This is a genomic window from Paraburkholderia largidicola, assembly GCF_013426895.1.
GTDB classification, from domain to species: Bacteria; Pseudomonadota; Gammaproteobacteria; order Burkholderiales; family Burkholderiaceae; genus Paraburkholderia; species Paraburkholderia largidicola.
This window is the reverse complement of record NZ_AP023175.1, coordinates 2,342,507-2,356,588: the sequence shown is the minus strand read 5'-3', so window position 1 is coordinate 2,356,588 and position 14,082 is coordinate 2,342,507. Positions and strand designations below refer to the sequence as shown.

The 14,082-nt window shown below is 63.2% G+C and carries 13 protein-coding genes; 8 read left to right on the top strand and 5 right to left on the bottom strand.

Annotated elements, in window-relative coordinates; translation table 11 throughout:
* Nucleotides 1–11 precede the first annotated feature (11 nt).
* The gene (locus PPGU16_RS27180; RefSeq protein WP_180723471.1) at nt 12–509 is read right to left on the bottom strand and encodes a winged helix-turn-helix transcriptional regulator; all 498 of its coding nucleotides are present in this window, start codon (nt 507–509) and stop codon (nt 12–14) included.
* A 282-nt stretch (nt 510–791) separates the two neighbouring features.
* Here PPGU16_RS27180 and PPGU16_RS27175 point away from each other — a divergent pair, with 282 nt between their 5' ends.
* Both PPGU16_RS27175 and PPGU16_RS27170 read left to right on the top strand, forming a co-directional pair.
* Entirely contained in the window at nt 792–1,442 is a 651-nt protein-coding gene (locus tag PPGU16_RS27175; protein ID WP_180723470.1) for a cysteine hydrolase family protein, read from the top strand.
* Nucleotides 1,439–3,016 carry an aldehyde dehydrogenase (NADP(+)) gene (locus PPGU16_RS27170; protein ID WP_180723469.1) on the top strand — a complete coding sequence of 526 codons (1,578 nt, stop codon included), beginning with the start codon at nt 1,439–1,441 and terminating at the stop codon, nt 3,014–3,016. Before PPGU16_RS27175 ends, PPGU16_RS27170 begins: the two co-directional genes overlap by 4 nt.
* Nucleotides 3,017–3,075: 59 nt before the next feature.
* Here the strand turns inward: PPGU16_RS27170 and PPGU16_RS27165 are convergent, their stop codons facing one another.
* Together PPGU16_RS27165 and PPGU16_RS27160 are read right to left on the bottom strand one after the other, a co-directional pair.
* Nucleotides 3,076–4,062, bottom strand: coding sequence for a PDR/VanB family oxidoreductase (locus tag PPGU16_RS27165; protein WP_180723468.1), 987 nt, complete (start codon nt 4,060–4,062; stop codon nt 3,076–3,078).
* An 81-nt stretch (nt 4,063–4,143) separates the two neighbouring features.
* Nucleotides 4,144–5,682: a Rieske 2Fe-2S domain-containing protein gene (locus PPGU16_RS27160; RefSeq protein ID WP_180723467.1), complete on the bottom strand. Its 1,539-nt coding sequence runs from the start codon at nt 5,680–5,682 to the stop codon at nt 4,144–4,146.
* Between the two features lie 172 nt (nt 5,683–5,854).
* Between PPGU16_RS27160 and PPGU16_RS27155 the strand changes: the two genes are divergently transcribed.
* Nucleotides 5,855–6,523 carry a GntR family transcriptional regulator gene (locus PPGU16_RS27155; RefSeq protein WP_180723466.1) on the top strand — a complete coding sequence of 223 codons (669 nt, stop codon included), beginning with the start codon at nt 5,855–5,857 and terminating at the stop codon, nt 6,521–6,523.
* Nucleotides 6,524–7,359: 836 nt separating this feature from the next.
* On the opposite strand, the gene PPGU16_RS27150 is transcribed toward PPGU16_RS27155, so the two are convergent.
* Together PPGU16_RS27150 and PPGU16_RS27145 are read right to left on the bottom strand one after the other, a co-directional pair.
* Nucleotides 7,360–8,673, bottom strand: coding sequence for an MFS transporter (locus PPGU16_RS27150; RefSeq protein WP_180723465.1), 1,314 nt, complete (start codon nt 8,671–8,673; stop codon nt 7,360–7,362).
* A 94-nt stretch (nt 8,674–8,767) separates the two neighbouring features.
* Nucleotides 8,768–9,610: a class II aldolase/adducin family protein gene (locus PPGU16_RS27145; RefSeq protein ID WP_180723464.1), complete on the bottom strand. Its 843-nt coding sequence runs from the start codon at nt 9,608–9,610 to the stop codon at nt 8,768–8,770.
* Between the two features lie 88 nt (nt 9,611–9,698).
* On the opposite strand from PPGU16_RS27145, the gene PPGU16_RS27140 reads away from it, so the two are divergent.
* From PPGU16_RS27140 to PPGU16_RS27120, 5 genes are all read left to right on the top strand, one after another.
* A complete protein-coding gene (locus PPGU16_RS27140; RefSeq protein ID WP_238268236.1) occupies nt 9,699–10,640 on the top strand; it encodes a LysR substrate-binding domain-containing protein in 942 nt (313 codons plus the stop codon).
* A 135-nt stretch (nt 10,641–10,775) separates the two neighbouring features.
* On the top strand, nt 10,776–10,955 hold the full coding sequence (locus PPGU16_RS27135) for a hypothetical protein (RefSeq protein WP_180723463.1): 180 nt from the start codon (nt 10,776–10,778) through the stop codon (nt 10,953–10,955).
* A gap of 63 nt (nt 10,956–11,018) precedes the next feature.
* On the top strand, nt 11,019–12,026 hold the full coding sequence (locus tag PPGU16_RS27130; RefSeq protein WP_180723462.1) for an alpha/beta fold hydrolase: 1,008 nt from the start codon (nt 11,019–11,021) through the stop codon (nt 12,024–12,026).
* Nucleotides 12,027–12,087: 61 nt separating this feature from the next.
* Nucleotides 12,088–12,369, top strand: coding sequence for a hypothetical protein (locus PPGU16_RS27125; RefSeq protein WP_180723461.1), 282 nt, complete (start codon nt 12,088–12,090; stop codon nt 12,367–12,369).
* 80 nt (nt 12,370–12,449) lie between these two features.
* A complete protein-coding gene (locus tag PPGU16_RS27120) occupies nt 12,450–14,021 on the top strand; it encodes a S8 family serine peptidase (RefSeq protein WP_180723460.1) in 1,572 nt (523 codons plus the stop codon).
* Nucleotides 14,022–14,082 lie beyond the last annotated feature (61 nt).

Sequence of the window (14,082 nt, the reverse complement as noted above, 5' to 3'; positions counted from 1 at the left end):
CGCCGCGCTTTTCACTTGCGCTTGAATGCGGCGCGCCGCTCGGCGCGCTCGTTGGCGAACTGGCTGCTGAGGGTCGACTCCAGGTCCTTTCGCTCCACGTGTTCGCCACAATGCGGACACACGTTCGCCAGCCCGACATCGTGGCCGCACTTGCGATGCACGAAGCGCACCGCGATGTCCTCGTGCTTCTCCTTGCACCACGTCTCCCCCCACGCGCGTAACGCGTGAATCACGGGATAAAACGCCCGCCCTTTCTCCGTCAGACGATATTCGTAACGCAGCGGCTTCTCGCTATACGGTTGACGCTCGATCATGCCGTCCGCCTCGAGCGATTTCAGACGCGTCGCCAGCATTTGCGGCGTCGCTTCCGTCTGGATCTGTATCTCCTCGAAACGCGCTGCGCCCATGTACAGCTCCCGCAGGACGAGCATCGACCACCGGTCGCCGACGACATCCAGCGACCTCGACACCGGACACACCGTACCGGCCTTCTCCACGACACGTGCCACGATCCATCTCCCATCGAAACTCTTAATTTCATAGTAACACAAACGTACATCGGCGTGCATACGCACACGCCGTCTACGCGGGTCCTGCCGGACCTTGAAGGCTGATCCGCAGCCTTCGCAAAACGACCTGCAAACCCAAACAGCACTTGACACTATGATTTTCATAGTTATATGCTGCGTTCACGTTAGCGATGTGCGAGACGTCACGCATCGTCCGATCAAGGCGGCCGGCGCCGGGTGCGAACGCCAATTCGTACGCACCGTTTTCGATGGAGAACTGAAATGCCCAATACTGTTTATCGTGCGGAGCGCACCGGCCTGTTGCTGGTCGATCCCTACAACGACTTTCTGTCGGAAGGCGGCAAGCTGTTTCCGATGATCAAGGAAATCGCGACCAACGTCCGCCTGCTCGACAACCTGCGCGCGACGGTCGCCGCTGCGCGCAAGGGCGGCATCCAGGTGTTCTACGTACCGCACCGCCGCTGGCAACCGGGCGATTACGACAACTGGGATCATCCGAATCCGACACAGCGTCTGGTGCAGCAGCGTCAGACGTTTGCAAAGGGAACGTGGGGCGGCGAATGGCATCCCGACTTCGTGCCTCAGGAAGGCGACATCGTCGTGCAGGAGCACTGGGCGCAAAGCGGCTTCGCCAACACCGATCTCGACTTTCAGCTGAAGCAGCAAGGCATCACACATGTGATCGCCGTCGGCCTGCTCGCCAATACATGCATCGAATCCACCAGCCGCTTTGCGATGGAACTGGGTTATCACGTCACGCTCGCGCGAGACGGCACCGCTGCTTTCTCGGAAGCGATGATGCGCGCCGCGCACGAACTGAACGGTCCGACCTTCGCGCATGAAATCCTGACGACGGCCGAACTCATCGCCGCGCTGCCCGCAGTGGAAGAAACAAAAGGAGCACAGGCATGACACTCACTGGCAATCTGCTGATCGGCTCGCATGAGGTTGATGCGACGGCCGGCACCATGAAGGCGTTGAACCCCGCGACGAATGCCGCGATCGAACCGGATTTCGCGTTCGGCGGCGTCGCGGAAGTGAATCTCGCGGCTCAACTCGCCGACGATGCATTCGACAGCTTCAACAACACGTCGCTCGAAGAACGCGCTGCGTTTCTCGAACGCATCGCCAACGGACTCGATGCCGTCGCCCCTGAACTCGCGCAGCGCACGTCGCTCGAAACAGGCCTGCCTGCCGCGCAGTTCGAAGCGGAAACCGCCAAAGCGGCCACGCAATTCCGTCAGTTCGCGACCGTGGTGCGTCAAGGGCGATTCCGCCAGGCGACGATCGATCCCGCTCAACCCGAACGGCAACCGCGCGCACGCATGGATCACCGGATGCAGAAGATCGCGCTCGGCCCCGTCGCGATCTTCGGCGCAAGCAACTTTCCGATTTCGTATTCGGTCGCGGGCGGCGATACGGCGTCGGCGCTGGCGGCCGGTTGTCCCGTGATCGTGAAGGCCCACAACGCGCATCCGGGCGCATCCGAAATCATGGGCCGGGTGATCCAGCAGGCCGTCGCAGAATCGGGCCTGCACGAAGGCGTGTTTTCGATGCTGCGCGGCGGCGGCAATGAAATCGGTGAAGCGCTCGTCGATCATCCGCTTATCAAGGGCGTGACCTTCACGGGATCGGAAGCGGGCGGCATGGCGCTGTTCCGGCGCGCGCAGCAGCGTCCCGATCCGATTCCCGTGTTCACGGAAATGACGAGCGTCAATCCGACCTTCGTGCTGCCGGCAGCGCTCGCTGCGCGCGGCGCTGCAGTCGGCGACGGCTTCGGCGAACGCATGCTGGTCAACGTCGGGCAAGCGTGCCTGAAGCCCGCGATCCTGCTCGCGATCGACGGCCCAGGCTACGCGGAACTGCGGCAGGCGCTGATTGCCCGCGTCGAAGCGATGCACGCGCGCACGATGCTCACGCCCGGCATCTGGAAGTCGTACGGCGACAACCTTGAGAAGCGCAAACACGCGGGCGCGGAACATATCGCGGCAGGCGGCAAGGCGGAAAGCGCGTGGGACGGCCAGGCGGTGCTGCTCGAAGCCGACGGCGCGCGCCTGCTTGCCGATGCTTCACTGTCGGAAGAAGTGTTCGGGCCGGCTGCGCTGCTCGTGCGTGTTGCAGATGTCGAGCAATTGATCGCGATCGCCAGGCAGTTCCGCGGCCAGTTGTCGGCGACGATGCAGATCGATTCCGCCGATCACGCGCTCGCCGCGCGCCTGCTGCCGGTGCTCGAACGACGCACGGGACGCATCGTCATCAATGCGTTCGCGCATCCACAGGAAGTGTCGTATGCGTCGATTCACGGCGGCCCGTTCCCCGCGACGTCCGACAGCCGCTTCACTTCCGTCGGCATGACGTCGATCGAGCGCTTCTTGCGGCCGGTGTGCTATCAGGGCTTTCCGGACGATCTGCTGCCTGAAGCATTGAAGCACGACAATCCGCGCGACCTCTGGCGTCTCACGGATGGCGAGTTGTCGAAAGCCTGATCGCCTTCGGTGAAGCAAAGCCCGCGCCGGTGAACGTGCGCGGGCTTTTTCGCTTGCGTTTAAAGATCCAGCACCAGCAGTTCGCTTTTCGCGCGCGAAACGCAGAGCGTCAGGAAGTTCTGCTGATCGGCGGCATCGAGGATGCAATCCTGATGCTCGACCTCGCCGCTCAGATAACGCACCTTGCAGGTCGCGCACAAACCGGCCTCACACGATGTCTGCACGCCAATCCCTGCCGCCTTGAGCACATCGGCGATGCTCCTGTCGATGGGAACGGGCAGACGTTGCCCCGTGCTCGCGATCTCGACGGTGAACTCACCCGGCTTTCGATCAGCGGGCGCGCTCGCGCGCTCCGGCGCCTTGAAATGCTCGCAGTGCACCGCCTCCTTCGGCCAGTGCCCGCACGCATCTGCACAGGCGCGCATGAAGCCCGCGGGACCGCAATAGTAGACATGCGTGCCGTCTTGCGCCTCGTCGCGCAAGAGCGCCGCGATATCGAGGCCGCGCGCCGGATCGCCACCATCGAAGTGAAAATGCAGCCGGTCTCGTTCGACGAGCGCCTGCAATTCTTCCGTGAACGCCGCGCATTGCACATCGCGCGCGCAATAGTGCAACTCGTAGTCCACGCCGTCCATTTCCGCAAGCTGATGCGCCATCGACTTGAGCGGTGTCACGCCGATCCCGCCTGCGATCAGAATCACCTTGCGCGCCCCTTGCGCGAGTTCGAAGTTGTTGCGCGGCACGCTCACGCGCACGCGGCCTTGCACTTGCAACTGCTCGTGAACGGCCTTCGATCCGCCGCGCCCTTTTTCATCGCGCAGCACCGCAATCACATAGCGATGCCGGTCCGCGGGTGAATTGCACAGCGAATACTGCCGGATGACGCCATTCGCAAGATGCACGTCGATATGCGCGCCCGCCGTGAACGGCGGCAACGCCGCGCCGTCGGGATCGACCAGTTCATACGACTGGACATTGCGGCCTTCGTAGCGGACTTGCCGCACGAACAACTCCAGCGTCGCCGCTGCCTGATTGAATGCTGTCAATTGATGTCTCCTTGCCACTTGCCTACGCGCGTTGTTCGCAGATGCGGCGCCACATCAGTACTGTGTGGCGCCGCGTCCCGCTTATTCGCGCGTCGACTGCTCCAGCTCGTCCATCTTGGCGCGCACGAACGCGGCCCGCTCGTCGCCCTTCAGGTGATCGCTCTGCGTGAGGATCGCGACGACCGCTTTCGAAATGCGGCGGCGTTGCGCGACTTCTTCTTCGACGGTCGCAGCCTCGGGTATCTCGAACACGTTGCCGGAGCAATAGCTGTTCGGCGTCGCACCGACATCGCGCAGCCACTGCGCAAACTCCGCCGGCGACGCTGCGGGATTCGTGCCGCGCACGGCGTCGCGCAGCATCTTGCGGAACAGATAGAGACCGGCGTCGAACTTGGTCGGATGTTCGAGCGAATGCACGGCGATCGGGCGCTGGCTGATGATCGCTTCGTAATCGCCCGGTGCATACTGCGCGTCCTTGTAGTGCGCGCGCTCGCGATGGTTCGGCGGAATGGGCGGCATGTCTTCGAGCTTGTACTTGCCGAAGCGCTCGGGCCTGCGCATCGCCACCTGGCCTTCGAGGAAGTCGATCGTTTCATAGCCGACCATCGACTTGTCGCCGACGCCGCGCGTATCGACGCCCGGCCCCATTACGCGCCAGCCGATCATCTTGCTGTTCTCGTCGTCGACGGGCACCGTCCAGCGGATCATGTGGAAGCGGCTGAACAGCTTCTTGTTGAGCCCGTCTTCCGACGTGTATGCGTGCAGGCTCAGATTCGGCAGCACCTGATGCTGGACGCGCACGAACAGATGATCCTTGTCCGCGCGGCGCGCACCTGCGCAAGCGAGACTGCGGCCTTGCTGCACGGGGATGAACTGCATGTCGGGCGGCACTTCCATCGACGCCGCGCCGACTTCGTCGAACGTCGTGCCCTGGTAGTGGCCGCCTACCACGTTCCTGCCCGCGTGCAGCGCGGCCGTGTGGTAGTTGTCGGCGGCGTTGTCCTGGACCTGCAGCCAGTTGCAGTGCTGGAAGTTGCTGTAGGGCACGAGTTCGTCCGTTGGCAGCACGGTGAAGTTGCCTTCCCACTCGGGGAACGGCGGCTCTTCGTCGGGCGGCCCCATGTAGGCAAAGACGAGACCGTTGCGCTCGACAGCCTTGTACGCGCCCTGCCGGATCGAGCACGCGTACTTCTCGGCTTCCGCCTCTTCGCCCTTCGGAAACGGCGCATGCAGACAGGTGCCGTCGACGTCGAACACCATGCCGTGATAGCAGCACTGGATGCCGCGCTCCTGGATCGCGCCGTATTCGAGCGACGCGCCGCGATGGACGCAATGCGCATGCAACAGGCCAATGCGGCCGCTGCCGTCACGGAACGCGACGAGTTCTTCGTTGAGGATCTTCAGGAAGCGGGGCGTGTCGGTGAGTTCCATCGACATGCAGACGGGATGCCAGAAGCGGCGCATGTACTCGCCCGTCGGCGTGCCGGGACCCGTTTCGGTCAACTCGACATCGTGCGTCGGGATCGTGTTCGTGTAGTAGCCGCCGTAGGGAATCAGCTTTTTCACCACCGTGCCGCCCGCGCTGCCGCCCTTCTCCATCTGCTCCGACTTGATCGTCATGACCGCTCCTTTGAATGTGGGTTTTGACTGCTTTCGTTCGCCTGAATGCGGATACCGAACTCTGTATACAAAGATTAAGCATGTGCAGAATCGCCGCCAATCAAGGTTTACACCTAAGGTTGACCTGAACGTAACCGCAATGTAGTCTGTATCCAAAGTACAGAGGGTTGACATGACACTGAAATTCGAAAAGCTGCAGGTCCGTCCCGACTATGTCGAGGAGGTGTACCGCGTGTTGGCTGATGCGATCAGCGACGGCTCGCTCGCGCCGGGCACGCGCTTGACGCAGGAAGAGATTGCGGAGCAGTTCGCGGTGTCGCGTTCACCTGTGCTGCAGGCGCTGCGTCTGTTGAAGAAGGACGGGCTGGTGCAGGATGCGCCGGGGCGCGGCGTGCTGGTCGCGCCGCTCGATGTCGAGTGGACGAGTCATCTGTACCAGGTGCGCGGCGCGCTGGATACGCTGGCGGCGAAGCTTGCCGCTGAGCGCGGCGCGGTGATCGATAGCGCGTTGATCATGCGCGGGCGGCTGGTATCGAAGGGCAAGGACGTGAAGGCGATGATCGATGCCGATATAGCTTTTCATTCGGCTATTTATGAGGCGTCGGGGAATCCGTTGATCGTCGAGAGTGCGCAGTTGCATTGGGTGCATTTGCGCCGCGTGATGGGCGCCGTTTTGCAGTCTTCGCGGTTGCGGGATTCGATATGGGATGAGCATCAGGCCATCGCTGATGCAATTGCTGCGGGCGATGCCGCGCGGGCTGCTGAGCTTACCGAGTTTCACACTAGCAGTGCGAGGCAGAATCTTGTTGCCAGGCTTGGGGAGATGCTGAAGGCGGGTTAGTTTTTTTGTCTGCGACGCTCGTTGAGGTTTTTTCTCGCATTCGCGGTGTGACTTCGTGGTGCGGCTGGTTTTGAGTTTGCGCTGGCATCCGCGTTTTGCTTCTGGTTCGCAAGCGTTGCCCCTGTGCGGGGCGGCACCTACTTTTCTTTGCCGCCGCAAAGAAAAGTAGGCAAAAGAAAGCGGCTCACACCGCCAGCACGTGTGCCTATCCACGGGCCCCCAAAGGGTCTTACGCTTCACACGGCAACGCTATGGTTCGCGCTCGTCGCCAACGTTCTCTCTCTACGCATCACCCGCTTCGCGCGCCCGCGTTACCGCATGCCGCGCCAGACAGTCCACCGCCGCCCAGGTGGCAAACTGTGTGTAGGCCGTAGTGCCTCACACGCCTCACTTCGGACCGATAGCGCACGCGTTCCGCCCTGTAAGCGCGCCACGCTAAACGGCGCGACAACCTACACACAGTTTGCCACCTGGGCGGCGCATACCATTTGCTGCCGTCTGCCGTTGTGTGGGTGCCTGAAGCGGGTGATGCGATTGTTCGAAGCGTTGGCAACGAGCACCGGCGAGGGCACTGCCGTGTGAAGGATGGGGACGTTGGGGGCCCGTGGATAGGCACACGTGCTGGCGGTGTGAGCCGCTTTCTTTTGCCTACTTTTCTTTGCGGCGGCAAAGAAAAGTAGGTGCCGCCCCGCACAGGGGCAACGCTTGCAAACCAATAACATCACGCGGATGCCAGCGCAAAACACAAAAACCCCAAACCAGCCGCGCAAAAAACTCACCCCGCGAGCGCCAGCAAAACCCCCAACCAGCGTCGCAGACAAAAAAACCCGCCCCCCCTATTCCCGCTTGGAAAAAACGTTCACATGCGCCCGCCGCAGCGTAAGCGTCAACAAACTCCCAAGAACCATACTGACAGCAATCCCAACGACCCCACTCCCAGTAGACCCAGTCGAAGTCTGCAAAAACCCGATCACATACGGACTCACAACCCCCGAAATCGACCCAACCGAATTAGCAAGCGCAATCCCGCCAGCGGCAGCGGTACCTTGCAAAACAGCCGGCGGCACAGTCCAAAACTGCGAAATCGTCGTAATAACACCCATCGTCCCAACAGTGAGCGCGATCATCGCCAGCACCGTCTGATGCGCATAGACGACACTCGCACACAACGCAATCGCGCCAACCACGCCAGGCAACGCAAGATGCCAACGCCGCTCGCCATATCGATCCGAACTCCGCCCGACGAGCACCATCGTGACAGCCGCCGCCGCATAAGGCACAGCCGACAGCAGCCCGATATTCAACGTCCCCGACACCCCCGAAGCCTTGACGAGCGAAGGAAGCCAGAAGCTCACCCCATACAACCCCATCGTGAAGAAAAAGTAGATCGCCGACAGCAACAGCACACGCGGACTCGCCAGCCCATCGCGCAGCGAATGCAGCTTGTGATGCCCACTCTCCGCCTGCAAATCGGCTTCGATCATCGCCTTCTCGTCATCACGCAGCCACCGTGCATCCGACACCTTGTCGTCGAGATAAAAGAACGCAACGATCCCGACGAGCACCGTCGGAATACCTTCCAGCAGAAACAGCCACTGCCAGCCGGCAATGCCATGCGCGCCGCTCATCGAATGCATGATCCAGCCCGACAACGGACCGCCGATCACACCCGACATCGGAATCCCCGTCATGAAAAGCGCCGTCACCTTGCTACGCCGTCCAGCAGGAAACCAGTACGTCAGATACAAAAGAATCGCCGGAAAGAACCCGGCCTCAGCAACGCCCAACAGAAACCGCACCACGTAGAACTGCGTCGGCGTCGACACGAACATCATCGCCGCCGAAATCACGCCCCACGTCACCATGATCCGCGCAATCCACCGCCGTGCTCCCACCTTGAGCAGAATCAGATTGCTCGGCACTTCGAACATCAGATAGCCGACGAAGAAAATCCCCGCGCCAAGCCCATAGACGGCATCGCTCATCCCGAGATCCTGCAGCATCTGCAGCTTCGCAAAGCTGACGTTGATGCGATCGAGGTAAGCGCACAGATAGCAGAAGAACAAGAATGGAATCAGGCGCCATGCGACCTTCGCATAGACGCCCGCTCCCGAACGCTGCAGATACACGTCCTGGCTGATCGAACTCATGGGGATGTCTCCGTCGTGTATTGATCTCGTTGGATGATTGCGGCGGGAGGACAATGCAATGTCGCCCGCCGCGTCGTACTGCAATGAGCCGGCTTTAATCGAACATGTCGGGCTGCGTCTTCACGAGCTGATCCCAGATGGTCTGGAAATGCAGCCAGCCGATGTATTCGCTGCCGACATGCTCGCGGCTATAGCGCGCGCGTTCTTCCGTCACGAAGCGCGGCTTGAGGCCCGTCGACTCGATCATCAGTTGCTGCTGGCAGCAGCGTTCGAGCGCGATGAACCAGAACGCGGCCGATTCGATGCTGTGCCGGCTCGCCGTCAGCAGCCCGTGGTTCTGGTGAATCGCCGCCTTCACGCCCTTGAAGGCATGCGCGACCTTGTGGCCCGCCTTCACTTCGACGGCGACCTGTCCCGCTTCCTCGCCGATCACGACGTGGTCTTCGAAAAAGGCAGCCGCATCCTGACTGATGGGATCGAGCTTCTTGCCGAGCGATGCGAACGCGGTGCCGTACACGGTATGCGCGTGACACATCGCGACGATGTCCTGATGCATCTCGTGAACGGCCGCGTGCAGCACGAAGCCCGCGCGATTGATCGCATAGTCGCCCTCGACCACATGGCCTTCGTGGTCCGCGCAGATCAGGTTCGATACCTTGACCTGCGAGAAATGCACGGCCATCGGGTTCGTCCAGTAGAGGCCCGGATGCTCCGGATCACGCACCGTCAGATGACCCGCGAAGCCGTAATCGAAGCCCTGCAGCGCAAACGCGCGGCAGGCGGCGACGAGGCGCTCCTTCAGATACTGCCGGTGCTGCGCGTGGCTCTCGAAGGTCGGCAGTTGCGGAAAGATCAGGCCGTCCTGCTCGGGCTGATAGATCGAGACGCGGCCCTTGAGGTCGATCGCTTTCGATGGGGCTTCCATCACTTCGGACATGTCGGCTCCTTTTGAACATGTGGACATTAGGTAAGCACATGGTCGTTCCCGCCGATCGCGTTGACAAACGATGGTTGTTCATGAAAGCATGAATGACATTCACCTGAACGGGAAACACATGAGGCGCATGCCGAATTTCGTGCTGCTGCGCTCCTTCGAAGCCGCCGCCCGGCTGGAGAGCTTCGCGCTCGCCGCACAGGAGTTGCATCTGACGCCGTCGGCGATCAGTCATCAGGTGAAAGAACTCGAAGAATATTTCGGGCGCCCGCTGTTTCTGCGGCGCAACCGGCGTATCGAACCCACGCCCGAAGCCGTGCGTCTGCTCGAAAGCCTGAGCCGCGTGTTCGATGTCGTCGAGGCGGCCTGCAGCGAGGTCATGCTCGCGCCCGACGCACAGGTGCTCGCCGTGCATTGCGCGCCGAGCTTCGCGGTGAAATGGCTCGGCCCGAAGCTGCCCGAATTCAACAAGGCGTATCCGCACATCACCATCCGTCTGTCGACGGGCGCCGAGCCGCTCGACCTCACGCGCGTGCAGGAAGTGGACGTCGAAATTTCGTACGGCAGCGCGCTCGATCGTCCCGGCATCGACACCGTGCCACTGGGCCGCGAAGCGATCGTTCCGCTCTGCTCGCCCGCGCTGCTGGGCGACGCCGCGTCCGTCGCGACGCGCATGAGCGAACTGACGCTGATCGATACGCAACTGAGCCGCGTCACGTGGGCCGACTGGTTCGCGGCCAACGGGCTCGACATGCCGACCACGCCCCGTCCGTCGTTCGATCGCGCCGCGCTCGGCATCTCGGCGGCAGCCGACGGCATGGGCGTGGTGCTCGAAAGCGTGCGGCTCGCCGAACGCGAAATCGTGCGCGGCGATCTCATCGAAGTGCGCAGCGACGCGTTCGTGCGCTTCGAGCGCGACACGCATTTTCTGTCGTATCGAAAGAACGAATTCCGCGTCGAGAAGGTGGCCGCTTTCACGCATTGGCTGCTTGAGCGCGCAGGTGTTGGAAAGGGCGAAAACGCGCCGCAATAGGCACCAGGGCCACGCCCGCCCGCGCCTAATTTTCTCCTCATTTGCGTGACGCATGATGTCGTCACAGCCAGCCAGGACCGCACAGTCGAGCTGGCAACGACGACATCGAGCATCAACGGCAAATCAGGAGCCACCATGGACTTTCACCCGCCCTTCCTCGTCTTCTGCGCACTCGGCGCGAGCGTCATGATCGTTTCGGTGTTGCTCGCGATTGCCGCCGAAAAGATCGACAACTGGCTCACGCTGCAAACGGAGCGTGTTTCGAGCCGGCGCCCCGTCGCCGTTCGCCATGCGGAAACCTCGCACTTCCTGTAAGCCACACGAAACGCAACGTGTGACCGCGCGCCGCCGCCGGCCTGCCGCGCAAGGAGCATTGTCATGAACCGTCTGCATGCCATCGTCCCGCTCGCCGCGTTGCTTGCGGGCATCGTCGCGGGCCCCGTCGATGCGAAGACCGTCAGCTATCCGCTCGAAAACCTCTGCCCTGTCGTCGCGAACCGGCCGGACCACGATCCGTCGGCACGCGAGCAGATCGCGCACACGCCGCAAGGCGACATCGCGTATTACCGCTTCGGCCACGGCAGTCCCATCGTCCTGCAGACAGGCTTTCGCGCGACGCTCTCCGAATGGGACGCGGCGTTTCTCGCGGACCTCGCGAAACATCATGAAGTGATCGTCTTCGACAATCGCGGTGTGGGCCGCTCGCTGCCGACGGCGTCGAGCTTCACCGTGCAGGACATGGCAAGCGATCTCTCCGCGCTGATCGACACATTGAAGTTGCGGGACGTGACCGTGCTCGGCTGGTCGATGGGCGGCGCAGTCGCCACGCAACTCGCCATCGACCACGCCGCAAACGTGCAGCGCATCGTGCTGATGAGCGCGCCCGCGCCTGGACACCTCGGCGTGCCCGTCGCGCCCGACGTCGAAGCCACGCTGTCCGGCAAACCGGGCACGACATTCAACGACGTGATGAAGGTTCTGTTTCCGCCATCGGCTGCGAACGCGGCGGGCGGATGCTTCCGCAAGAACATGTTCGTGCCCGCCGGCTACGCGTCGCCGGCCATCTCCGCGACCGTGACGGCGGGCCAGACGGCGCTACTGCGCGCGTGGGAACAGGACGATGCCGCCGCCGGCGCGCTGCGCACGCTGCACACCGACACGCTGATCCTCACGGGCGACGACGACACCATCCTGTCGAAGCAGAACGCCGAAGCGCTGGCCCGCACGCTGACCGACGCGCAGTTGCTGGTGGTGCGCTCGGCGGGTCACGCGATGATGTATCAGTATCCGCATGCGCTGGCTTCGGCCATCGACCGCTTCATCGCGCAATCGCAGGCGCATCCGCGGCAGACGGTGAAAGCAGCGCAATTGCACGAGCAGGCGTAACATCGAAAGCCTGCTTCGAGGCACAACGGCGCGTTCTGTTGCGACCCATCCGGAGGTGGCGATGACGAACGAAACCTGCCCTGTACGTCGTCTGCAGCTTCTGCTGCACGACCCATGCCGCACCGACGCGGCACGCGAATCGGCCCGACTCGCCGCCGAGCAGCTCGGCATGCAGATCAGCGGCGAGGGCCACGCCACGCTGTCCGCGCGTATGCCGGATGACGCATTCCGCCAGCTTTTTTCCTGTTCTTCCGCCACGAGCGGAACCCTCGCCGTGCCCAGCAGTCTTCAACCGTACGTCTCGTCGATCAGCGAAGCGCCGCAGCATCTTTCATTCGATTAACCTGCATTCGTCTTGCATGTGACGGAGGTCCGCGCATACGCACCCATGCGCCGGCGCCCGTCGACACAGGAGAAGAAACGATGAAGGCCTACGATCCCAAAGACGCGGCCGGACGGCCCGCGCGCGGCGATGCCGCCCACGAAGAACTCCGCGTTGCCGTGACGTTCAACCGGCCCGGCCAGGACTTCGGGCCGACGAGGTTCGGCGCGCGCATGTCGACGGAAACCGTCTCCTCGTTCATACCCGATCCCGCGCAGGCCGACCTCGCGCTCGCCGAACTCGCGCGGCGCGGCTTTACGCTGACGGGACGCGGCTCGCTGTCGGCGTCGATGCGCTGCACGCGCGCGCAGTTCGAAGCGGTGTTCCAGACGCGCCTCAAGCGCATGAAGGCGCCGTGCGCGTCGGCGGCACAATTCAGTTCCGTGCTCTACCCGCCCGACGACGCGCCATGGGACCCGGACCCCGCTATCAAATCGCTGCTCGACGACGTCTATATCCAGTGGCCGCACATCTACATGGCGAGAGCGGCGAAGGCGGCAAAGAGCACGAAGGCAAAAAAGACCACGTCGGCCGCGAAGAAGCGTCCCGCCGCGAAGCAGCCGCGCGAGGCCGGTGCGCCATCCGCGACGCCGCCCGCCGTGCCCTACTTCCATCTCGCCGCACCCGCCGATATCGCGCTCAAGCTCAACGCGACGCCCGTGCATCAGCAGGGCATCACGGGCAAAGGCGTGCGCATCGCGATGATCGACAGCGGCTTTGCTCACGGGCATCCGTATTTCAAGGCGCACGGTTATTCGTCGTCGATCGTGCTCGCGCCGGGCGCCACCGATCGCCGCACCGACGGCAACGGCCACGGCACGGGCGAATCCGCCAACATCTTCGCGATCGCGCCGGGCGCGACCTTCATCGGCGTAAAACTCGACAACGAAGCCGATCCGAGCAGCGGCGCGTCCGTGCTCGAAGGCTTGCAAGAGGCGCTCAAGCACGACCCGCAGGTGATCTCCGTGAGCCTCGGCTACGACCTGCGCGGGCCCGGCGACACGCCGCTCAAGACGCTGCCGAATGGGCTCGTCGCGCTGGAGGCGGAAATTCAGGCCGCGGTGAAGCGCGGCATCGTGATCGTTTTCTCGGCGGGCAACGGCCACTATTCGTTCCCCGGCCAGATGCCCGACATCATTTCGGCGGGCGGCGTGTTCGTCGATCAGCACAACGCGATGCGCGCGTCGGACTACGCGAGCGCGTTCACGAGCCTGATCTACTCGGGCCGCAGCGTGCCCGACGTCTGCGGGCTGGTCGGCATGCTGCCGCACGCGACGTACATCTCGCTGCCCGTCTCGCCCGGCTGCGAGATCGACCGCGAGAACGCCGCCTTCGACGGCACGACGCCCAACGACGGCTGGGGCGTGTTCAGCGGCACGTCGGCGGCCGCGCCGCAACTGGCCGGCCTGTGCGCGCTGCTGTTGCAGGCGGACCCGCACCTGTCGCCGGGCGACATCAAGGCGATCCTGCGCCGCACTGCGCGCGACGTGACGAAGGGCCATGCGAACCCGGCGAGCGATCCGAAAGGCGCGGGCGTGCCGGCAGGCGTCGGCGAAGACGGCGCGACGGGCGCGGGACTCGCCGATGCGCTCGCAGCCGTGAAGCAGATCTGACGCTGTCGCGCGCAGACGGCCTTCCGTCCCGGAAGAACGCCCAGCCGTCTGCGCGGGGCAG